Source organism: Flavobacterium sp. TR2, assembly GCF_025252405.1.
Taxonomy (GTDB): Bacteria; Bacteroidota; Bacteroidia; order Flavobacteriales; family Flavobacteriaceae; genus Flavobacterium.
In genome coordinates, this window is record NZ_CP104307.1 from 4,198,557 (window position 1) to 4,222,080 (window position 23,524).

13 protein-coding genes are annotated in these 23,524 nt (G+C 36.9%); 7 read left to right on the forward strand and 6 right to left on the reverse strand.

The features are described 5' to 3' along the window. Window positions 1-33 precede the first annotated feature (33 nt). Window positions 34-9,255: a choice-of-anchor L domain-containing protein gene (locus N4T20_RS18140; protein WP_260670499.1), complete on the reverse strand. Its 9,222-nt coding sequence runs from the start codon at window positions 9,253-9,255 to the stop codon at window positions 34-36. Between the two features lie 1,512 nt (window positions 9,256-10,767). Here N4T20_RS18140 and N4T20_RS18145 point away from each other — a divergent pair. Next, window positions 10,768-11,463, forward strand: coding sequence for a LytR/AlgR family response regulator transcription factor (locus tag N4T20_RS18145; RefSeq protein WP_035625416.1), 696 nt, complete (start codon window positions 10,768-10,770; stop codon window positions 11,461-11,463). Window positions 11,464-11,515: 52 nt separating this feature from the next. On the opposite strand, the gene N4T20_RS18150 is transcribed toward N4T20_RS18145, so the two are convergent. Beyond that, entirely contained in the window at window positions 11,516-12,361 is an 846-nt protein-coding gene (locus N4T20_RS18150; RefSeq protein WP_260670500.1) for a hypothetical protein, read from the reverse strand. A gap of 677 nt (window positions 12,362-13,038) precedes the next feature. After that, window positions 13,039-13,611 carry a helix-turn-helix transcriptional regulator gene (locus N4T20_RS18155; RefSeq protein WP_260670501.1) on the reverse strand — a complete coding sequence of 191 codons (573 nt, stop codon included), beginning with the start codon at window positions 13,609-13,611 and terminating at the stop codon, window positions 13,039-13,041. A gap of 93 nt (window positions 13,612-13,704) precedes the next feature. Between N4T20_RS18155 and N4T20_RS18160 the strand changes: the two genes are divergently transcribed. The 6 genes from N4T20_RS18160 (at window position 13,705) to N4T20_RS18185 (ending at window position 17,995) form a co-directional block, all read left to right on the forward strand. Continuing rightward, the gene (locus N4T20_RS18160; protein ID WP_260670502.1) at window positions 13,705-13,908 is read left to right on the forward strand and encodes a hypothetical protein; all 204 of its coding nucleotides are present in this window, start codon (window positions 13,705-13,707) and stop codon (window positions 13,906-13,908) included. 9 nt (window positions 13,909-13,917) lie between these two features. Then, the gene (locus N4T20_RS18165; protein ID WP_260670503.1) at window positions 13,918-16,089 is read left to right on the forward strand and encodes a transposase family protein; all 2,172 of its coding nucleotides are present in this window, start codon (window positions 13,918-13,920) and stop codon (window positions 16,087-16,089) included. Window positions 16,090-16,118: 29 nt separating this feature from the next. Further along, window positions 16,119-16,946, forward strand: coding sequence for an AAA family ATPase (locus tag N4T20_RS18170; protein ID WP_260670504.1), 828 nt, complete (start codon window positions 16,119-16,121; stop codon window positions 16,944-16,946). A gap of 2 nt (window positions 16,947-16,948) precedes the next feature. Then, window positions 16,949-17,344, forward strand: a complete 396-nt coding sequence (locus tag N4T20_RS18175) for a helix-turn-helix domain-containing protein (protein ID WP_260670505.1) — start codon at window positions 16,949-16,951, stop codon at window positions 17,342-17,344. Window positions 17,345-17,346: 2 nt separating this feature from the next. Next, entirely contained in the window at window positions 17,347-17,577 is a 231-nt protein-coding gene (locus tag N4T20_RS18180; protein ID WP_260670506.1) for a hypothetical protein, read from the forward strand. 130 nt (window positions 17,578-17,707) lie between these two features. After that, a complete protein-coding gene (locus tag N4T20_RS18185; protein WP_260670507.1) occupies window positions 17,708-17,995 on the forward strand; it encodes a helix-turn-helix domain-containing protein in 288 nt (95 codons plus the stop codon). Between the two features lie 101 nt (window positions 17,996-18,096). On the opposite strand, the gene N4T20_RS18190 is transcribed toward N4T20_RS18185, so the two are convergent. From N4T20_RS18190 to N4T20_RS18200, 3 genes are all read right to left on the reverse strand, one after another. Then, on the reverse strand, window positions 18,097-18,456 hold the full coding sequence (locus N4T20_RS18190; protein ID WP_260670508.1) for a hypothetical protein: 360 nt from the start codon (window positions 18,454-18,456) through the stop codon (window positions 18,097-18,099). Window positions 18,457-18,738: 282 nt separating this feature from the next. Beyond that, a complete protein-coding gene (locus N4T20_RS18195; RefSeq protein WP_260670509.1) occupies window positions 18,739-20,067 on the reverse strand; it encodes a SusD/RagB family nutrient-binding outer membrane lipoprotein in 1,329 nt (442 codons plus the stop codon). 33 nt (window positions 20,068-20,100) lie between these two features. Continuing rightward, window positions 20,101-23,511: a SusC/RagA family TonB-linked outer membrane protein gene (locus N4T20_RS18200; protein ID WP_081912508.1), complete on the reverse strand. Its 3,411-nt coding sequence runs from the start codon at window positions 23,509-23,511 to the stop codon at window positions 20,101-20,103. Between the last annotated feature and the right edge of the window lie 13 nt (window positions 23,512-23,524).

Sequence of the window (23,524 nt, forward strand, 5' to 3'; positions counted from 1 at the left end):
AACTTCAACAAGCCAATTAATTAGCATAGAATATTATTTGGTCAAGTACAGATAACCCGCTTCCTGATGAGGAGTAGATTGATGGTCTTTATATTTTATGATATAATAATATGTTCCCTCTGGTAATCCTTTTGATTCTTTAATGGTAACACGTCCTTCTGAAATTCCTCTAAAGGCAACATCGGTATTATTGTAATGATCTCTTTCAAAAACCAATACACCCCAACGATTATAAATTTGAACTGTGTTGTCAGGATAACATTCTATTCCTTGTATATAGAATCTTTCGTTCATACTATCACCATTTATTGAAACGGCATTAAAAATTTTGATTACACAACCACTTAATAATAAAACTGTTGGATTGTCACCTAGATTATTTATGTTATCTGACTTATCCTCAACTTTAATTCCACTTAGAGTACTACCCATTACACTAGCCTGATTACTAATACTTCCATTATTAATATCATTTTGCGTGATGCTATATTGAGCACTAAAAGAAACTTCATCCGTATCATTTACATTCAAATCTATTGGACCTCCTGACATAATAATACCAGCTAATGGATCTAAAACAGTAATATTGTACAAAGGAACATTTCCAGTATTAGTAACCTTGAAGTTATAAGTTATAGTTTCGCCAGCATCTGCATTCCCATTACTATTTTCATCATTAAATACCGCTGTCTTAATTATGGCAATTGATGGAACTTCAACAATCGCCGGGGCACTTACTACTACCGTAGAGCTAATAGTACTACAATTCAATGGGTTGTTTACTTCACAAATCGTATAGCTTACTGAATAGTTTCCAGATGGGGTGTTGGCCGGAACTGTTACTGTTCCATCTGCATTTACTACTAGTCCTGATCCTACTGGAACCGTACTTGATGTGATTTGTACATTCCCTGCTGCAGTACCTACTACTACTGGGCTTCCATTTAAGGTATCGTTGCCCGTTAATGCCGTGGTGGTGCCACCTGGTAATCCATTAACCGAAGGGGTCGTTTCTGTTACCGCAACAATCGCCGGGGCACTTACTACTACCGTAGAGCTAATAGTACTACAATTCAATGGGTTGTTTACTTCACAAATCGTATAGCTTACTGAATAGTTTCCAGATGGGGTGTTGGCCGGAACTGTTACTGTTCCATCTGCATTTACTACTAGTCCTGATCCTACTGGAACCGTACTTGATGTGATTTGTACATTCCCTGCTGCAGTACCTACTACTACTGGGCTTCCATTTAAGGTATCGTTGCCCGTTAATGCCGTGGTGGTGCCACCTGGTAATCCATTAACCGAAGGGGTCGTTTCTGTTACCGCAACAATCGCCGGGGCACTTACTACTACCGTAGAGCTAATAGTACTACAATTCAATGGGTTGTTTACTTCACAAATCGTATAGCTTACTGAATAGTTTCCAGATGGGGTGTTGGCCGGAACTGTTACTGTTCCATCTGCATTTACTACTAGTCCTGATCCTACTGGAACCGTACTTGATGTGATTTGTACATTCCCTGCTGCAGTACCTACTACTACTGGGCTTCCATTTAAGGTATCGTTGCCCGTTAATGCCGTGGTGGTGCCACCTGGTAATCCATTAACCGAAGGGGTCGTTTCTGTTACCGCAACAATCGCCGGGGCACTTACTACTACCGTAGAGCTAATAGTACTACAATTCAATGGGTTGTTTACTTCACAAATCGTATAGCTTACTGAATAGTTTCCAGATGGGGTGTTGGCCGGAACTGTTACTGTTCCATCTGCATTTACTACTAGTCCTGATCCTACTGGAACCGTACTTGATGTGATTTGTACATTCCCTGCTGCAGTACCTACTACTACTGGGCTTCCATTTAAGGTATCGTTGCCCGTTAATGCCGTGGTGGTGCCACCTGGTAATCCATTAACCGAAGGGGTCGTTTCTGTTACCGCAACAATCGCCGGGGCACTTACTACTACCGTAGAGCTAATAGTACTACAATTCAATGGGTTGTTTACTTCACAAATCGTATAGCTTACTGAATAGTTTCCAGATGGGGTGTTGGCCGGAACTGTTACTGTTCCATCTGCATTTACTACTAGTCCTGATCCTACTGGAACCGTACTTGATGTGATTTGTACATTCCCTGCTGCAGTACCTACTACTACTGGGCTTCCATTTAAGGTATCGTTGCCCGTTAATGCCGTGGTGGTGCCACCTGGTAATCCATTAACCGAAGGGGTCGTTTCTGTTACCGCAACAATCGCCGGGGCACTTACTACTACCGTAGAGCTAATAGTACTACAATTCAATGGGTTGTTTACTTCACAAATCGTATAGCTTACTGAATAGTTTCCAGATGGGGTGTTGGCCGGAACTGTTACTGTTCCATCTGCATTTACTACTAGTCCTGATCCTACTGGAACCGTACTTGATGTGATTTGTACATTCCCTGCTGCAGTACCTACTACTACTGGGCTTCCATTTAAGGTATCGTTGCCCGTTAATGCCGTGGTGGTGCCACCTGGTAATCCATTAACCGAAGGGGTCGTTTCTGTTACCGCAACAATCGCCGGGGCACTTACTACTACCGTAGAGCTAATAGTACTACAATTCAATGGGTTGTTTACTTCACAAATCGTATAGCTTACTGAATAGTTTCCAGATGGGGTGTTGGCCGGAACTGTTACTGTTCCATCTGCATTTACTACTAGTCCTGATCCTACTGGAACCGTACTTGATGTGATTTGTACATTCCCTGCTGCAGTACCTACTACTACTGGGCTTCCATTTAAGGTATCGTTGCCCGTTAATGCCGTGGTGGTGCCACCTGGTAATCCATTAACCGAAGGGGTCGTTTCTGTTACCGCAACAATCGCCGGGGCACTTACTACTACCGTAGAGCTAATAGTACTACAATTCAATGGGTTGTTTACTTCACAAATCGTATAGCTTACTGAATAGTTTCCAGATGGGGTGTTGGCCGGAACTGTTACTGTTCCATCTGCATTTACTACTAGTCCTGATCCTACTGGAACCGTACTTGATGTGATTTGTACATTCCCTGCTGCAGTACCTACTACTACTGGGCTTCCATTTAAGGTATCGTTGCCCGTTAATGCCGTGGTGGTGCCACCTGGTAATCCATTAACCGAAGGGGTCGTTTCTGTTACCGCAACAATCGCCGGGGCACTTACTACTACCGTAGAGCTAATAGTACTACAATTCAATGGGTTGTTTACTTCACAAATCGTATAGCTTACTGAATAGTTTCCAGATGGGGTGTTGGCCGGAACTGTTACTGTTCCATCTGCATTTACTACTAGTCCTGATCCTACTGGAACCGTACTTGATGTGATTTGTACATTCCCTGCTGCAGTACCTACTACTACTGGGCTTCCATTTAAGGTATCGTTGCCCGTTAATGCCGTGGTGGTGCCACCTGGTAATCCATTAACCGAAGGGGTCGTTTCTGTTACCGCAACAATCGCCGGGGCACTTACTACTACCGTAGAGCTAATAGTACTACAATTCAATGGGTTGTTTACTTCACAAATCGTATAGCTTACTGAATAGTTTCCAGATGGGGTGTTGGCCGGAACTGTTACTGTTCCATCTGCATTTACTACTAGTCCTGATCCTACTGGAACCGTACTTGATGTGATTTGTACATTCCCTGCTGCAGTACCTACTACTACTGGGCTTCCATTTAAGGTATCGTTGCCCGTTAATGCCGTGGTGGTGCCACCTGGTAATCCATTAACCGAAGGGGTCGTTTCTGTTACCGCAACAATCGCCGGGGCACTTACTACTACCGTAGAGCTAATAGTACTACAATTCAATGGGTTGTTTACTTCACAAATCGTATAGCTTACTGAATAGTTTCCAGATGGGGTGTTGGCCGGAACTGTTACTGTTCCATCTGCATTTACTACTAGTCCTGATCCTACTGGAACCGTACTTGATGTGATTTGTACATTCCCTGCTGCAGTACCTACTACTACTGGGCTTCCATTTAAGGTATCGTTGCCCGTTAATGCCGTGGTGGTGCCACCTGGTAATCCATTAACCGAAGGGGTCGTTTCTGTTACCGCAACAATCGCCGGGGCACTTACTACTACCGTAGAGCTAATAGTACTACAATTCAATGGGTTGTTTACTTCACAAATCGTATAGCTTACTGAATAGTTTCCAGATGGGGTGTTGGCCGGAACTGTTACTGTTCCATCTGCATTTACTACTAGTCCTGATCCTACTGGAACCGTACTTGATGTGATTTGTACATTCCCTGCTGCAGTACCTACTACTACTGGGCTTCCATTTAAGGTATCGTTGCCCGTTAATGCCGTGGTGGTGCCACCTGGTAATCCATTAACCGAAGGGGTCGTTTCTGTTACCGCAACAATCGCCGGGGCACTTACTACTACCGTAGAGCTAATAGTACTACAATTCAATGGGTTGTTTACTTCACAAATCGTATAGCTTACTGAATAGTTTCCAGATGGGGTGTTGGCCGGAACTGTTACTGTTCCATCTGCATTTACTACTAGTCCTGATCCTACTGGAACCGTACTTGATGTGATTTGTACATTCCCTGCTGCAGTACCTACTACTACTGGGCTTCCATTTAAGGTATCGTTGCCCGTTAATGCCGTGGTGGTGCCACCTGGTAATCCATTAACCGAAGGGGTCGTTTCTGTTACCGCAACAATCGCCGGGGCACTTACTACTACCGTAGAGCTAATAGTACTACAATTCAATGGGTTGTTTACTTCACAAATCGTATAGCTTACTGAATAGTTTCCAGATGGGGTGTTGGCCGGAACTGTTACTGTTCCATCTGCATTTACTACTAGTCCTGATCCTACTGGAACCGTACTTGATGTGATTTGTACATTCCCTGCTGCAGTACCTACTACTACTGGGCTTCCATTTAAGGTATCGTTGCCCGTTAATGCCGTGGTGGTGCCACCTGGTAATCCATTAACCGAAGGGGTCGTTTCTGTTACCGCAACAATCGCCGGGGCACTTACTACTACCGTAGAGCTAATAGTACTACAATTCAATGGGTTGTTTACTTCACAAATCGTATAGCTTACTGAATAGTTTCCAGATGGGGTGTTGGCCGGAACTGTTACTGTTCCATCTGCATTTACTACTAGTCCTGATCCTACTGGAACCGTACTTGATGTGATTTGTACATTCCCTGCTGCAGTACCTACTACTACTGGGCTTCCATTTAAGGTATCGTTGCCCGTTAATGCCGTGGTGGTGCCACCTGGTAATCCATTAACCGAAGGGGTCGTTTCTGTTACCGCAACAATCGCCGGGGCACTTACTACTACCGTAGAGCTAATAGTACTACAATTCAATGGGTTGTTTACTTCACAAATCGTATAGCTTACTGAATAGTTTCCAGATGGGGTGTTGGCCGGAACTGTTACTGTTCCATCTGCATTTACTACTAGTCCTGATCCTACTGGAACCGTACTTGATGTGATTTGTACATTCCCTGCTGCAGTACCTACTACTACTGGGCTTCCATTTAAGGTATCGTTGCCCGTTAATGCCGTGGTGGTGCCACCTGGTAATCCATTAACCGAAGGGGTCGTTTCTGTTACCGCAACAATCGCCGGGGCACTTACTACTACCGTAGAGCTAATAGTACTACAATTCAATGGGTTGTTTACTTCACAAATCGTATAGCTTACTGAATAGTTTCCAGATGGGGTGTTGGCCGGAACTGTTACTGTTCCATCTGCATTTACTACTAGTCCTGATCCTACTGGAACCGTACTTGATGTGATTTGTACATTCCCTGCTGCAGTACCTACTACTACTGGGCTTCCATTTAAGGTATCGTTGCCCGTTAATGCCGTGGTGGTGCCACCTGGTAATCCATTAACCGAAGGGGTCGTTTCTGTTACCGCAACAATTATATTTATAGGTGTTGGAGTAACACTAGAGGTATTATTTCCAGGGGTAGGATCTGCTTCATTGGCAGCTATACTCGCACTGTTGGTATACGTTCCAGAGGCATTGACTGTGGCAATGATAGATAAGGTAGCATTCGCTCCATTGGCTAAAGCACCAATCGCCCAGATTCCAGTTCCACTTGTATAGGTTCCTGAAGCTGTGCTGGCACTTACAAAAGTATAACCGGAAGGTAAAATATCCGTTACACTTACTCCTGTTGCGTTGCTTGGACCTGCATTGGTTGCTGTTAAAGTAAAAGTAACATTACTGCCAACATTAGGCGTAGCGCTACTTGCGGTTTTGGTTATACCAACATTAGACTGCGCAACCGGGGTTGGGGTAACACTAGAGGTATTATTTCCAGGAGTAGGATCTGCTTCATTGGCAGCTATACTCGCACTGTTGGTATACGTTCCAGAGGCATTGACTGTGGCAATGATAGATAAGGTAGCATTCGCTCCATTGGCTAAAGCACCAATCGCCCAGATTCCAGTTCCACTTGTATAGGTTCCTGAAGCTGTGCTGGCACTTACAAAAGTATAACCGGAAGGTAAAATATCCGTTACACTTACTCCTGTTGCGTTGCTTGGACCTGCATTGGTTGCTGTTAAAGTAAAAGTAACATTACTGCCAACATTAGGCGTAGCGCTACTTGCGGTTTTGGTTATACCAACATTAGACTGCGCAACCGGGGTTGGGGTAACACTAGAGGTATTATTTCCAGGGGTAGGATCTGCTTCATTGGCAGTTATACTCGCACTGTTGGTATACGTTCCTGAGGCATTGACTGTGGCAATGATAGATAAGGTAGCATTCGCTCCATTGGCTAAAGTACCAATGGCCCAGATTCCAGTTCCACTTGTATAGGTTCCTGAAGCTGTGCTGGCACTTACAAAAGTATAACCGGAAGGTAAAATATCCGTTACACTTACTCCTGTTGCGTTGCTTGGACCTGCATTGGTTGCTGTTAAAGTAAAAGTAACATTACTGCCAACATTAGGCGTAGCGCTACTTGCGGTTTTGGTTATACCAACATTAGACTGCGCAACCGGGGTTGGGGTAACACTAGAGGTATTATTTCCAGGAGTAGGATCTGCTTCATTGGCAGCTATACTCGCACTGTTGGTATACGTTCCAGAGGCATTGACTGTGGCAATGATAGATAAGGTAGCATTCGCTCCATTGGCTAAAGCACCAATCGCCCAGATTCCAGTTCCACTTGTATAGGTTCCTGAAGCTGTGCTGGCACTTACAAAAGTATAACCGGAAGGTAAAATATCCGTTACACTTACTCCTGTTGCGTTGCTTGGACCTGCATTGGTTGCTGTTAAAGTAAAAGTAACATTACTGCCAACATTAGGCGTAGCGCTACTTGCGGTTTTGGTTATACCAACATTAGACTGCGCAACCGGGGTTGGGGTAACACTAGAGGTATTATTTCCAGGGGTAGGATCTGCTTCATTGGCAGTTATACTCGCACTGTTGGTATACGTTCCTGAGGCATTGACTGTGGCAATGATAGATAAGGTAGCATTCGCTCCATTGGCTAAAGTACCAATGGCCCAGATTCCAGTTCCACTTGTATAGGTTCCTGAAGCTGTGCTGGCACTTACAAAAGTATAACCGGAAGGTAAAATATCCGTTACACTTACTCCTGTTGCGTTGCTTGGACCTGCATTGGTTGCTGTTAAAGTAAAAGTAACATTACTGCCAACATTAGGCGTAGCGCTACTTGCGGTTTTGGTTATACCAACATTAGACTGCGCAACCGGGGTTGGGGTAACACTAGAGGTATTATTTCCAGGGGTAGGATCTGCTTCATTGGCAGTTATACTCGCACTGTTGGTATACGTTCCTGAGGCATTGACTGTGGCAATGATAGATAAGGTAGCATTCGCTCCATTGGCTAAAGTACCAATGGCCCAGATTCCAGTTCCACTTGTATAGGTTCCTGAAGCTGTGCTGGCACTTACAAAAGTATAACCGGAAGGTAAAATATCCGTTACACTTACTCCTGTTGCGTTGCTTGGACCTGCATTGGTTGCTGTTAAAGTAAAAGTAACATTACTGCCAACATTAGGCGTAGCGCTACTTGCGGTTTTGGTTATACCAACATTAGACTGCGCAACCGGGGTTGGGGTAACACTAGAGGTATTATTTCCAGGGGTAGGATCTGCAATATCTGGAGATGCTATAGAAGCACTATTCAAATAAGGACCTGCAGCTTTTACCGTAGCAGTAATTTGCAAAGTTGGGGAAGAGCCTATATTTAATAAACCAATATCCCAAACCCCTGTCGAGGAATCGTATGTCCCAACACTTGGTGTAGCAGACACAAAAGTGTAACCAGCTGGTAACAAATCAGTAACCTTGGTATTTGGTGCATTACCAGGACCAGTATTGCCTGCTGTGAGTGTAAAAACAACATTGCTTCCCACATTTGGACTTGGGTTATTTACAGTTTTAGAAACAGAGAGATCGGCAGAAATTATACCCTCTATAATATCTAAAAAAACACCCGAATCCAACGATGCATCACCAGCGTCAGCAATTACAATTTTAAAAGTATAAGTTCCTCCAGGAGTTAAGCCAGTAATGGATTTCTTTATCGACTTTGTTAAACCATTATGTTCTGTAAAAACTGGGAAAGGTCCTGGTTGAGGCGCTGTATTCAGGTTATATTTACCTCCAGTAGTAGTTGTAATGTGACCATTATTGATATACAAAGCAGATTGAGAACCATCGTATGCAGCGACAGGTGTTGCCGGTGAGCTAAATCCAGGAATACCAGAATTTACCTTATTTATTGATGTGGCATTACCATTTGGCAATGTTGCGAAATTCTGAATTCCAGAAATACCAGGCCCCGAAACAAAAAAACCAAAAGCATCATCATAATTAGAACCTACATAATCTGGAAACTCCTCTGAACCAAATTGATAACTAAAAAGTAGTCCCGAAACATTCGGTGCTAAAGTTATTGTAAAAGAATACGATACTAAGTCACGTGTTGCGGTAGGATCAATTAAAGATAAATTGGGATCTGATAATGTTGTAGCTCCAGCAGGGTTAAAACTATTTTGGACAGCAGTATTTTTGTTTGCTAATTCGAAAGGGGCACTTCCTGTAGTAAAGTACACACCGCTCGGTATCTGCAAACCAGCGCCACTAATACCATTAGAAAAGGTGGCAACTTGATTTGCACGCAATGTTGCGGCAGTTGCTGCTCCCGACAATGTTCCACCAACGATAACTATTCCAGGCCCATTTAAAGCGGTATTTATCTGCAAATTTGATGGATTTGTTACAATAGTAGCTTGAGCATATATTGAAGATGATATATTAAAAAGAAAAAAAACATTTATAAAAAAAGAAAAAGAATTAAAATTTAATAACTTATTCAAAATCAATAGTCCTTTGCTAAATAGAAAATAGAAAATCGATAATAAACTTTTAATTACAGAATTAATGAGTGTAAAATTATTCATACTATAGAAATTTTAATTAAAAATTGGATATCAAATTAAAATACGAGATAAATTATAAATTGGTTTTTATAACGAAGAAAAATTCCGATAAAAAAAAACTAAAAACAACATCACAAACTTACAAATAAAAAGCAAAATCTTGCTAATTTTAAAAAAAAAGAGTTTTTTTTTTAATCATCCACGGACATCAATAACCACAAGGATTATTAATTTGAAATTCGAATTAAATACTATATAATATTTAATGTTATGAAAAAAAATATTAAAACTTATAGTTAAAATTTAGCCACTTGTACTAAATTATTTGCTTCATATTATTGGTTGCAAATAAGTATTAAACTTTTACCTACAGAAACAATGAGATTAAACTTTTGGCATTTTGCAATTAAAAACTTTAAATTAATTTAATAAATAAGGTATACTATTTTTTAAAAAAGTTATTTGTACTGATCAATTTGAAATACTTTTATAATAAATATTTCTGAATACATATCGATGAGTTAAATCTATTATCTAATACCAAAATTATCATCTATTTTTTTAGACGATTAAACATTTTCGTTAAGTCATTAACAAGTTACGGCAAATCACCAAAAAATATCGACAAACGGTTTCTAGCCTACTGACGTTGAACAAAAAATTAAAGAATATCGAACTTATCATCTGCAAGCGAATAGAGCTTGAATTCAGATCGAATTACAGCAAATGAAATAATATTAAAATATAGATAAGCAAAATATCTTAAGCTTTCAATTATTGCATATCAAAAAATTTTAAATTACATTCCATCAATACAAATCCGCTTTAAAACAATAAAAACTTCTTGCCACTTCTATCGTAATAAGTAATTTACAACTTAATTTAGTAGGGAAATCGCTTACAATATTCTAAATTCACTATGGATTAATCTTAGATTAGATATTGTCGCAAAAATATTTTTGGGTTCAAAGATTTAAAAATATCCGAACTATCAGTAATCTAGAAATCAATACTGATATATTAACAAAATCTTAATAATAATAATAATAATAATAATAATAATTTCAAAAAAACCAACAAGAAACTGCAAAACACTTTAAAATAATAGAAAGATTAATTAAACTTTTACTTTAAACTATTCAAAAAAACTTTTTTAGAATCATTTAAAAATTAAAATCTAAAATTTCCATATTAGGTCTTGCAAAAAGTTCATATATTGCTAAAAAATAAGAAGAAAATTAAAAAAAGAAATAGTACTAACCGACAATATGAACTTTAGATTACTTTTAGGAACTACAATAGACTTGTAATATAATTATAATATCTTATTAAACTATGAATTGCATTATTATTGATGACGAAGAAATGGCAAGATCCATAATAGAAAAAATGATTGAAAATACATCTCAATTAAACTTGTTAAAAGAATTCTCAAATGCTATTCATGCCATAAAGTATTTAAATGAAAATAATGTCGATTTAATTTTTCTAGACATCCACATGCCTGATTTTACAGGTTTTGATTTTATTAAAACAATTAAAAGTCCACCCAAAATTATACTGATAACTTCTGATAAAAATTTTGCTATCGAAGCTTTTGAATACGAATGTATTGTAGATTATTTAGTAAAACCAATTACCGAAGATCGCTTTCAAAAAGCAATTCAAAAAGCGAATACTACAACAACAATTTTAAATAGAAGTGCTAATGAAGATAATGCAAACGAATTTTACATCAATATTGATCGCCGTCTGATCAAAATTGAATTTGCTTTCGTCAATATTATAGAAGCTAAAGGAGATTATATTCATATCAAAACGGAAAACAAAAACTATGTGGTCCACTCAACCCTTAAAAAAATAGAACACAAATTACCTAAAGATTTGTTTTTGAAAGTGCATCGTTCCTTTATTATCAATACAAAAAAAATTATTGACATTGAAGACAATAGTGTCTTAATTGGCAAAGACGTCATTCCTGTAAGTCGCGCCAATAGACCAGATTTAATGAAACGACTGAACTTATTGTAGCATTTTTATAAAAGAAAATACTACTTCTTTAATACTAAGTTGAAAAAAGCTCTTATTTCTCGTTTTTCTTCACTTTGAATACTGGTTTAGATGTCAACATCCATCTAAGACGCAAACCTACTTCTGTATATTGAAACCCGGCAGCAGTAGCAGACGCAATATTACTTTTAACACCATAAAAATTCGCCAAAAAACGATCTGAAAATTTATAGCCAAATTTAGCTTGCACTCGATAAGTCGATTGCTTGCTATCATTTTCAATGTATTGAAATCCTGTTGCAGCACTTAGTGTGTAAAAGATAGCATTGTTTTCAGCCGATTTTTCATCTTTCAAAAAATCAACAAAAATCTCATAAGCATTAAATTTACTTGGACTAAAATAAATTGTTGGCAATTGTTTTTGAAAGGCAATAAATTGATAATTAAAGCCTGCTTTCAAAATTGGTTTTGATAAAAAATTATAATATAATGAGGTAAATAATAAGTTTCGCTGGTTACTATCACTTTGCGCGCTGTAATAATATTGTGTAAACCATCCTAATTTGAAGTTTGTGCCAATATTATAATTGAAATAAAAATTATTAGCTGTTATCTCTCTACTTACCAGATCAGCATTGAAGTTCTGAATATCTCGCTTATACCCTAATTCTAAATCTTGCAATTTTAAGGGCTTTATTTTGAAAAATACGTCTACTAATAATTGACTATAATTACTAACGAAAGATCTTGCATTACTTGAACCTACTAAAACATTAAAATTTATTTTGGGATGAAATTGCCATTGTGCGCCGACCTTGAAGTCATTAGAGACTGCCGAATTTTTAGTGACTGTATTTTCAGTTTTTCTGTATTGATACATTCCTAAAAAAGCCCATTTCGTCGATATTGGAAAATTCAAAACTGTATTATTAGCGTAGGCTTCATTCTTTCCATTATCAAATGAATAACTTATTATCTCCTCTACACTTGGTGTGAAATTTTCATTTAATTTTTTTAGAAATCCAATAGTATAGGGGGTACTTTAATTAATATATATTACATACAATAAAAAAAAGGTCGAAAAAACCCCGAAAAATAAGGGGTTTGCAAAGGTTTTTGGTTAAAATTAGATTTGTATATATCTAAAAAAAAGTATCATTTAATTACGGGATACTTCGGTTTATATACCATTCAAATGGAAAAAAATGCCCTTTTAAGAGAAAAAACTACCATTTGAACCTCGGAAATTGCTAAATACTACCATTTAGAAGTAAATTTAGCTGTGAAGAGAAGCAAAGATAAGAAAAAGCAGTCTTTTTACCTTGGACTGCTTTTAAATATAGTTTAAACAACGTTTTTAGGCTTTTTTAAGCGTTGCTTTAATTGCTTATACATTTTTTTCATTTAAACTTATACAATGCTAAAATTTTATGTAGTTGTTTTGTAGTCTACATAAAATGTACATCAATAGTGTCTTTTTAAGATATTAGGTGTGTATTTGGGTGTGTATTTAGGTGTGTATCTTAAAACTGTACAATTGGTATTACTTTTTTGATATTAGGTATGTATTTAGGCGTACATTCATCAAGTACATAATTATTCTTTATTATAGAAATATTGTAAAGATTTATATTCAAACGAAGTGATATCGTATAAATCAGTTAGCACAGCAAATAAAACTTTATTTACTGCTTTGCTAAAATTATCAATAGTTTTACTATTTAATTTTTCATTACTCTTAACATCTTGAAATTGAGATTTCAAAACTTCGTAATTGAATATCTTAGCGGCTCTTTCGTAATTGTCGAATCTTGCATTTAGCTTCTTATCTTCTGCAAATCTGCTGATTGTGTGTTTAGCAACTTCAATTTGATCGATATTTAAATTTATCGTAGTTAGCATCATGTAATAAGAATCATAAAAGTCGTCTGTAAGTTTTCCTGATTCATTTTGGTAGATATTAAAAACTGCATTTGAATAATCATTGTTAACTAAGTCATCAACCGTTATACCAAATAATTCTGATGCTTTCTTTGCGACTTCAAGCGATATGTTGTTTTTTCCAGACTCGATTTGCGCTATTGCACTTCGAGTAATCCCTAGATTTTCAGCTAATTCAGTCTGTGTAAGAGAATGTTTTTTTCTAATCTCTTTTAAAATATTGCTCATAAATTTGGTTGTTAAATTTAAATATGTACATTTGTAATAACAAAATGGTATTTATAATGTACATTTTGATTATTATAATTAAATCATTACAGTATGCAAAGTAACATAAAATTAGAGGAAATTGAAAAAAAATTACCTCATGGCGCAAAAAAAAATATATCTGAAAAGACTGGCTTTACTCAAAAAACCGTAATCAATGCATTAAAAGGGAAAAGTGTGAAATCTGAAACATTTAAAACTGTTGTGGAAGCAGCAAAAGCAATTATAAAAGAACGTGATGAATTGCTAAATTTTTAAATGTTAACCATGATTAGTTTTGAGGAATTAGAAACATTTGGCGTACCTAATACAACTATAAAGTATGGGATTTCACGCTATCGCAAAGGATTATCAAAAAGCTGGGCAAACAAAAAAGATGTTCATGACCGCCGTCGGGTTCTTATCGACCTTGACAGCATCCCCGATCTGACACGAAAAAAGTACAACCTGCCTACAGGAGCAGAATACAAGGAACAGCGTAACGAACAGGTTGCAAACGATTTGTATATCCTAAAAGAAAAGGAACGACAAACAGAACTTTTTGAAGCTGAAAAAAAATCTTCTTATGAGTTTCAAGCCTTGCTTGATGCTTATAACAATGAATACAGGCAGTATATACCGATGTATCGTGAGCATTTTAGCTATAATATGGTAAATCTTGAAAAAAGGGCTGTACAATCCGCAAAAGACCATGCTTTTTGGCTTGCAATGATTGATATAACTGGCTCTGTAGATAACGTGCTTTATGGGATGGCAGAAAAGGCGTATCACTATTACATGAGATTAAAAGAGAGTATAATTTTAGGCTGTAAAATTAATAATGCATTAGTGTTTAAACGCAAATTAAAAGCTGTTAGAGATGCTTTAAAAGCAAACCAAAGCCTTATCCCTATTATAGTAGATGGTGCGTCAAAACCCCGCCCCGAAATAGCTAAAACCAATGATTTTCATAAAGGACTTGCAGTAGTTCTGCTAAGCCATCCCAAAAAACATTCTTACAGGGCTGTAGCTGATTTGCTTAATCATCACTCTGTTGCTGAGGGATTGGAACCCATTACGGAAAGCTGGATTAAAAAAATGATGCGTGAAAATAATGAGGTTCGCACAATTGTAAATAAAGGCAGGCACGGACAAAAGTATTTTAACGATAAAATGTTACCGCATGGAGTGCGTATACTAACGCCTTATCCTGCTAATGTATGGATGATAGACGGAACGCCGGTACAGTTCTACTGCTGGAACGAAAGGAGAACCAAAATTTTAAGATTGAACCTGTTTGCTGTTATAGATGTTTGCAGTCGTAAAATAGTAGGTTTTGATATCTCCTATACAGAGGATAAAATAAACATTATGAACGCCTTAAAACTAGCTGCAAAAAGCGAGGGGCATTTACCTTCTGAAATTGTATCCGATCACTTTTCAGCTCGTAAAACAGAAGAAATTTTGGAATTAAAGGCACAGATGGATAAGCTTGGCACAAGCTGGAGACACAGTAAAGTAGGTAATCCGCAGGATAAAACCTATATAGAACGTTTTTGGGGAGTTTTCCAAACCGTGTATTGCAGTCTTTACGATGATTACATAGGCGAAGGCATTACAAGTAAAAGACTTGGCGGGCGTCCTGCTCCCGAAGTGCTTATGGCACTTACCAAAAAGTCCAATATGCCGACATTTAATGAAATGCGAAGCCGTATAGCTGAAATAATTGTTAAATACAACGAAACTGCTACCAGCAAAAGACAAAGCCCAAACGAGGTCTACAAGCTTGAAAAGCCAAACGCCCGAGAAATGACACCGCTGAATACTGCTTTAATGTTTTGGTATAAGACCAGCCACACGGTGCGTAACGGTATGGTAAAGATTACCGTAAGCAAAAAGGAGTACTGTTATGAAATTCACAGCCATAAGCACAAAGCAATGCTTCAAGACCAAAAGGTAACGGTTAGGTATAATGAAAAAGAACTTGACAGCATAATGATATTTGACCAGTACGACAATGTTATTTGCGAATGCAGAAAATCATTAGCCTTTAACATAGCCGAAGTAGACAGAACCGAAGCGGATAAGCAGAAAACTTACGCACACGTTGCTAAAAACAAAAGCTATACGGCTTATCTCGATGGAGAAAAACAGGAATACATAGATAAGGCTTTAGAGGTTGTAAATAAAAAGGTTTTAGATGTGGCACATCCTTTAAGCCTTGAAAAGAATCAGATTAACAGCAGAGAAAGCAGGGAACTGCTGGAACTGTATTATTACGATAACAGCATACCCGCTGATGCTGTAGAACAGAAACAATATAAGCCAATTGCAACCATTTCAAAAACAGGGGTTGCAAGGGATGTAAGAGAAACGCTTTTGGAACGTAAGTCCATAAAAAAAGGCTCCAAAAATGAAGCCCTTGAAATTGTACAGCGCCCGAATGATCGAGAACTATAAATTTTTAACCTTTTGACATGACAAAAATAATGAAAAATCAATTACTACAACAGGAAGTTGCCGAAATGTTAAGCAACTTTTTAGAGCAGAAACAAATCAGCCAAAATAAACTTGCTGAAATGATAGGTGTTAGCCCCGCAACGATTTCCAATATAATGAATGAATTTTGGGAACGTGTAAACGAAACAATGCTGTTGAAAATCAAAGCCTATTTTAAGACAAAAGACTGGACGCTTATAAAAACCAGCAATTTTACAACTGTTCAGGATGCCTGCGATACAGCACGCAAAAGGCGAACTATGATAGGTATTATAGGCTATGCTGGTGCTGGCAAAACTACAGCCCTGCAAAACTACTACGAAAGCAATTCAAATACATACCTGGTCACATGCATGAGAGGCGTAAGAACCAAACAGTTGTTAAGCGATATTTTAAAGGCTTTAGGAGTTAATTACCTTGCCAGCGATGTAGAAATGATACGTGCAATTATTGGCGAACTGAACAAAAAAGACGGTGCTCTGCTTATCATAGACGAAGCCAGCAAACTTTCTGCAAATGCATTGATGTACATACAGGATATTTTAGACGGTATTGAGGGCGGTGCAGGCATTATTATAGCTGGTGTGGAGTATTTGCTTGAAAACCTGAAAAAAGGCGTTGATAAGAAGAAAATGGGAATGCCTGAGTTTTACACCCGTGTCGCTTTATGGCATCATCTTACAGCACCAACCCGTAAGGAGATAGAAACTATATGCGTGAACAATGGTCTCACAGATAAACTGATAATACGTGATGTGGCACGTCTGAACGATTTCAGACAGGTTCGAAACAGCATTTTAAACTTTGAAACTGCATAGATATGGAACTAAAAGACATTAGAAAAAAATACGGTCTGACTCAGGCTGAAATAGGAAAAATTATAGGTCTTTCACGCATTGAATACGCCAATATCGAAAAAGGCATTAAACCGATTGGAGCAGAAAGATTAAAGCTTATTTCTCGGGTTTTTGATGTCAGCATCAAGGAAAATGAACCCATAACAAACAGCAGTTTTTTGATTTCTTATCACAATATAAAAGAATTGCAGTCTTTTATAGATCAAGGCGGTAACTTTAAAGATACTGCCTACAGCGTGGTTTCAGTTATAAATAAAGCTGCTTCAATACTACAGGAAAGAAAGCTAAAAATAGATTCTACAGATTACGATAATATACAGATGCTAATTACACTATTCAACAACCTAAAAAACTATTAATCATGACTACTGAAAATACACAGGATATTCAAACTCACAACCTTGCTTTACTACAGGAAATGCAGAACTGGACAGGAAATTTTAATCCGTACAGAGATGTTATAAATGAAATTTTCTACAAGTATGTAGGAGATAATGTAGACAAGTGTGATGTGTGTCTTACAGGCACAGACGTTTTTTATTTAAAATCTATAATGGACTTCTTTAACTCTTTAAAACCAACTGAAGAATAAAAAATAATGAGTAAAATGAAAGTAATAATATCCAAGACTACGCATATTTTGAACCAAGATTGTAGCACGCTGAGAACAGTTAAAACCGTTAGCCTTTTTAGTATAATCCTTTACAGAAAAATCCTTTAATATGAAGCCACAAGAAACAAATAATTATATCGTACAAATACATGGTATTTCAGCAGAAATATTACTGCAAAGATTCGACAGCCTTGAAAAACAAATCAAAGAATTAAAATCACAGCAACAACCTGTCCCCGACCGTCTACTATCGAGAGATGAAACAGCTCAAATGTTAGGCGTATCAATCGTTACAATTCATAACTGGGTAAAATCTAAAGCATTAAAAGCTTATAAAGTAGGCAATAAGGTACGCTTTAAAGAAAGTGAAGTATTAGGCTCTCTTCAACAAATATAAACACAAAGTAATGTATTCTAAAATTTATAATACTAAAAGCTGGCGTGTAAAATATCTAACCCATTTTAAAAGACAAAGCCCTCTATAATGGAGGGCTTTTGTTAGTTTAGAGTCTTTACCATTTCGTTATTATCGTATGGTGCTGTATTAAGCGTTATTTTGCCCTCTGTAAGCAATTTTTTTGTTTCTCTAATGCCTTTTCCTACCTGTACAATATGAACGCCGTAGAAATCAGCTATTACTCTAGTTGGTATACCGCTTATGTGCATTTGGTACATACGTTTCCTTTTAAGGCTTCCAGTGCCAAACAGTTCATTTTTCCAAGGAACTAATTTTCGCCTGTGAACATTGTATTTACGAGATAATTCCTCAATAGTGGTTTTTCCCGATGCAAAATCAGATATAAAGCGTTGTTTTAGAATTGCATTTTCAGTTCTTGTAAAGCTTCTGTTCTTTCTCATAGATTGTCTATTTTGATTATATAATACACAAATGTATCACACCGAATAGTGTAAATCAAATAGTTGTAAATTAGCTAAACGTATTAGCTACATGTGTTGTGTCAATTGATTACAATGATTGGATTTAAAGCGACCTATTTAAGCTATTTATTAAATACTAATCTAAGTAACTAAATTAGATTTCTTGTACTTTTAAATAGAAACAAAACAAAGTAACTATTTTAAGGTAATTTATGTTTTTTGGTCGTTCTCATTTTTTATAAAATATACGTATTACAATAACTAATATATACTAATCAAAAAACCGATTATAGCATCAACTAAAAAATTGAGCAAATATCGCTGCATCCAAACTTGCTTCAATTGCGTAGCTGCATCTGCCGAAAATGCTGCTTCACCGATAAAATAAGTATCAATATCATTTTGCACAATAGGATTTCCATGTGCAAAAGAAGCATCTGTACTCATAAGATTTTTTAAGGCAGCTTTCACTCCATTTTCATAATAAAGCTGTGCATTTGATGCAGTAATCCAGCCTTTAATGCTCGCTTCGGCCAAAATCAGTTCCTGCTCTGCATAGGTAAGCAGCCTTCTTGGATCGCTATTTTGTTTGGTTTGGTATCGCAGGTTTATTTTAGAATATTTGCCACCTGCATAATTAGCGTTCATTAGTCCATAATCTAATGAAGTTTTTACACCAGTATAAGCCATAAAGCTGTTTTGAGCTAATCCTTTTGCAATTTGATCTGCTGAGGGTTCTGCAAAATAAAACAATCTTTTATCGTTTAGTCTTTTTAGATTGTCTACTACAATATCACTTAAAATAGTTCTTCCGGTAAACATATCATTTGTACTGTATAATGGATGAAGGTTTACGGTATTATACTCTAAGCCAAAATAATCAGAATCATCTTGAAGAAGTATATTTTCATTAACTATACTGGCAAATTTCTCTTTAATTTTTAAATCAGCATCACTCTCTTTTGCACTGAGAGTCATTAGAACTTTAAGTTCAAATGCATTGCAGGCTCTTCTCCATCTTTGAGGATTTCCTTTAAAAATGGTTGGATCTCCATCAAAAGTCAAACCTTGTGAGAATTCAAGACGTGCTTGTTCCAATTCACCAAGAATCCCCATAAAAACTTCTTTTTGAGCGTCGTATTTTGGTTTATAATTGCCTTGCAGTCCAAGATTTGCTTCACTGTATGGAATATCTCCCATCTTCATGGTAAGGATATAAAAAGTATACGCTCTTATAAAATGACCTATTCCTTTATATGAGTTTTCTGCCGGGCTGCCTTGAGCAGCAAGTAACATTTTATCAATATCAGGTAAAATGGTCATTTTGTTAAAACTTGAATTGGCTATTAAGTTATATTGAGTTCCTAATTGTCCTTCATTAGCATAACCAACATATTTTGGCAAAGCATTTTCAGAAATATATTCTTTTGAATCAGTGCCTTGATATTTAGCAATACTCAGAATTATATTTGTAGCTAATAGTGAAGCACTTACCTGGGTAGGCGTATTAGGGTTGGTATTGATTTCATCAAAATTACTACAGCCAGAAAACATTAGCATACCTGTAATTGCAACGATTATTTTTTTCATATCAATAATTTTAAATTATGTTTACTTTTAAATTTAGAATTCAAGCTTAATATTGCAACCTACAAAACGCTGTGAAGGATCGCTAAAATTATCAACTCCTCCATCTGGATCAGAATATTTAAAATCTTTTGCCCAAAGGAATAAATTTTGACCTATTGCTGATACTGTAGCATTTTTTGCTTTTATAAAACTATATACTGACTTAGGAACACTATAAGTAAGTGAGACTTCTCTTAATTTCAAAAAAGTAGTGCTGTAAGTATCCGCAGGAGATGAATTACCTCCCCAGGCTGTACCTTTATGAATTCTTTTTACATAGTTCTCATAAGTAACAGGAACATCATTTGAAGCATATTGTCTGGTATCACTGGTAATATTTCCGTAAGCATTATAAGTTACTGCACCTGAAATTACTTTTACTCCATCTCCTACATAATTACTTGTACCGGTAGTAATATCTTTGTAACGAATATCATTTACAGAGTCAGGATGGTTTCCAGACTGCCACATATACATTTCGGTTGTAGTTTGTGCCAAACCTCCTACCCGTCCATCAACAGAAATATTCAAAGTGAAATTTTTATAACAAAGTGAAGATGTCAGCCCCCAAATCCAATCAGGATCACCATATCCATAAACGGACTCATAAGGAGAATAGACCGGTAGCCCATTTTCATAAATAACAGCACCATTTACACTTTTCTGAAAATCGTTTAAAACAAAAGCATCAACTCTGTTTCCAACTTTTACCCAGGGTCTATCTGCCGAAAATTCTTTGTCCAACTTGGTATAATAGCGTGCATATTTAGACCAGTTTGCCATTACATCCCATTGCCAGTCTGAAGTTTTTATTGGTGTAAAGTTTAGTGTAAGTTCAACTCCTCTTCGGGTAATTTCCTGATCTATATTGATATAATTTGAGCTAAAACCTGATGCACTGCTGACATTGGTAGCGGTTAAAAAGTCGTACATTCTCTTTGAATAATAAGTAAAATCAAATGACAAACGTTTTTTAAACAAATTGGCAGCTGTTCCCATCTCCCATGTACTGGCTGACTCGGGTCTAACTTCGTTTCCACGGATAACATCAGGATAAGATGCCGAGTTTAAACCTCCCCAGGAATTGGTTGTAATATTGTAAACCGAATTAATATCATAAACTCCTGCCGGGGTTTTAGATGAAGTCCAGGAACCGCGAAGTTTCCATAAAGTTAACCAATCAAATTTTGGTAAAACTTCTGAGACTAAAAAACTGCCTGAAACAGATGGATAAAGATAAGAACGTGTAGATTCAGGAAGAGTTGAACTCCAGTCCTTTCGTAAAGTACCTTCAAGAAAAGCCATTCCCTTCCACGATCCGGCAAGTCTTCCATAAAAACTGTTTACCTGTCTTTTATAAACAGAAGAATTCACAACAGCATTAGTAACAGAAGCCTTTAAAGAATAGAACCCAGGAACAGAAAGTCCTCCCTGGCTTCTGGCCTCAATACCTTCGTCCTGTGTATAATAAATAGTTCCTCCAAAAAGACCGTCAATATCAAAATCATTGATCTTTTTATTTCCATTTAAGATAAAATCAGTATTAGAACTATAACCACTTCCTAGGCCTTCATTATAAGATCCTTTTAGAGATTCACCCCAAATCTCAGTCCCGTTAAGAATAACTGTAGAGACACCGGCACCAACCAGAGACCCTTTTGAAACCCTAACTGTCTGTTTGTTATTATAGGTATCAAAACCAGTTCTGACAGTAGCATTAAGCCAGGGCGCTATTTCATAACTTGCCGAAACAAAACCGTTAAAAACATTGCGGTCTAAACTGTGTAATCTTTCAAATCTGTCAAAATAAGGATTATTATTTGTACCGGTATAACTGTTATTTTGCGACTCATTTTTTACAAGCCAGTAATCTTTATATTTTCGTATGTCGTAATCCGGAGATGACCAAACCAGAATATTATACATTGGATCATAGCCTTTATAACCATTAAATCCAATATTTGGCGAACTTTGCTTATTTATCGATATTGAAGATGATAATTTGAATTTATCTACACTAATATCTCCACCTAATGCATAAGTATATTTATCATATTGAGAATTTGGATATTGCCCTTTATTGCTAACCCAGGTTGCAGATGATCTAAGATTCCCGAATTCTCCTTGCTGTGTTACACTTAAGTTATTATTTAAAATGTAACCCTGATCCAGAAAGTTTTTAAAATTATCCTTTCCTACTGGTAAATAAGGCATCGATTTATACGATTTACTAACCGGATCCCACTGAACAACTTCTTGTCCTTCCATTGGTACTCCCCAAGAGCCTGTTCCCTTATACATATTGGTAGTAGCATCTATCTGTCTTCCAAAAGTCGTTTGGGTTTCGGGAATTGCCAGATAACCCGCTGTAAACATCGTACTGCTGTTTAACGATACCGTAAGGCCTTTTTTAGAACTTCCTTTTTTGGTTGTTACAACAATAGCACCGCTGGCGCCACGATAGCCATATAAGGCTGATGCAGTTGCTCCTTTGAGTACGCTTAAAGATTCTATATCATCAGCAGGAATGTCCCTGAGAGTCATGTTTCCATAAGGTACTCCATCAATAACTAATAAGGCACTTTCGCCTCGAATTTCAACAGTAGGGGATTCTGCAAATTCAGTACTGTTTTTTACAAGTAAACCTGATACTTTACCAGTTAATGACGTTGCAACATCTACACCTTTTACCGTTTGTACTGAAGAGCCATCGACTTTTTGTACAGCATATCCAAGAGCCTTTTCTTCTCGTTTAATTCCTAAGGCAGTAATTACTAACTCGTTTAGTGCTTCAGCTTCCTCTTCAAGGGTAATATTGATTGTCCTATCTTTTTCAACTTTTTGTTTAACGGTCTTAAATCCCATATAAACAAAAACTAGTATTTCTCCTTCTCCGGCCTCAATACTGTATTTTCCGTCTAAATCCGTTTGCACCCCTACTGATGTTCCTTCAATCAGAATTGTAGCTCCGGGAATTGGTTTACCTAAATTATCCGTAACTGTACCTGAGATTTTTATTTGCTTTGCGACATTTACTGCCTTTTTACCTTTAGCAGGATTATTCATTTTAAAAGTAATCAAACCATCATTTATCTGATAAGCAACTTTAAATTTAACAGCAGCTTCCTTAAGTAATGCTGCTATTGTTTGTGTTCCTGAACTAAAAGGAACTTGAGTTTTAAGTTTTGCAACCTCATCAGAATAAAGAAGTGAAAAATCAGTTTGACTTTCAATAGCTTTAAATAAAGCTTTGAGTTCATAAACATTTTTTGAAACTGATACTGGAGTAGATTCTGTGCTTTGCGAGGTAAATGCTGACGCAAATGTCACTTGTGTCCATAACGTAACCAAAAAAAAGAAAAGTATATTCTTTTTATTATTGTTTTTATTTGTTACAAGATACATAATTTGAATATAT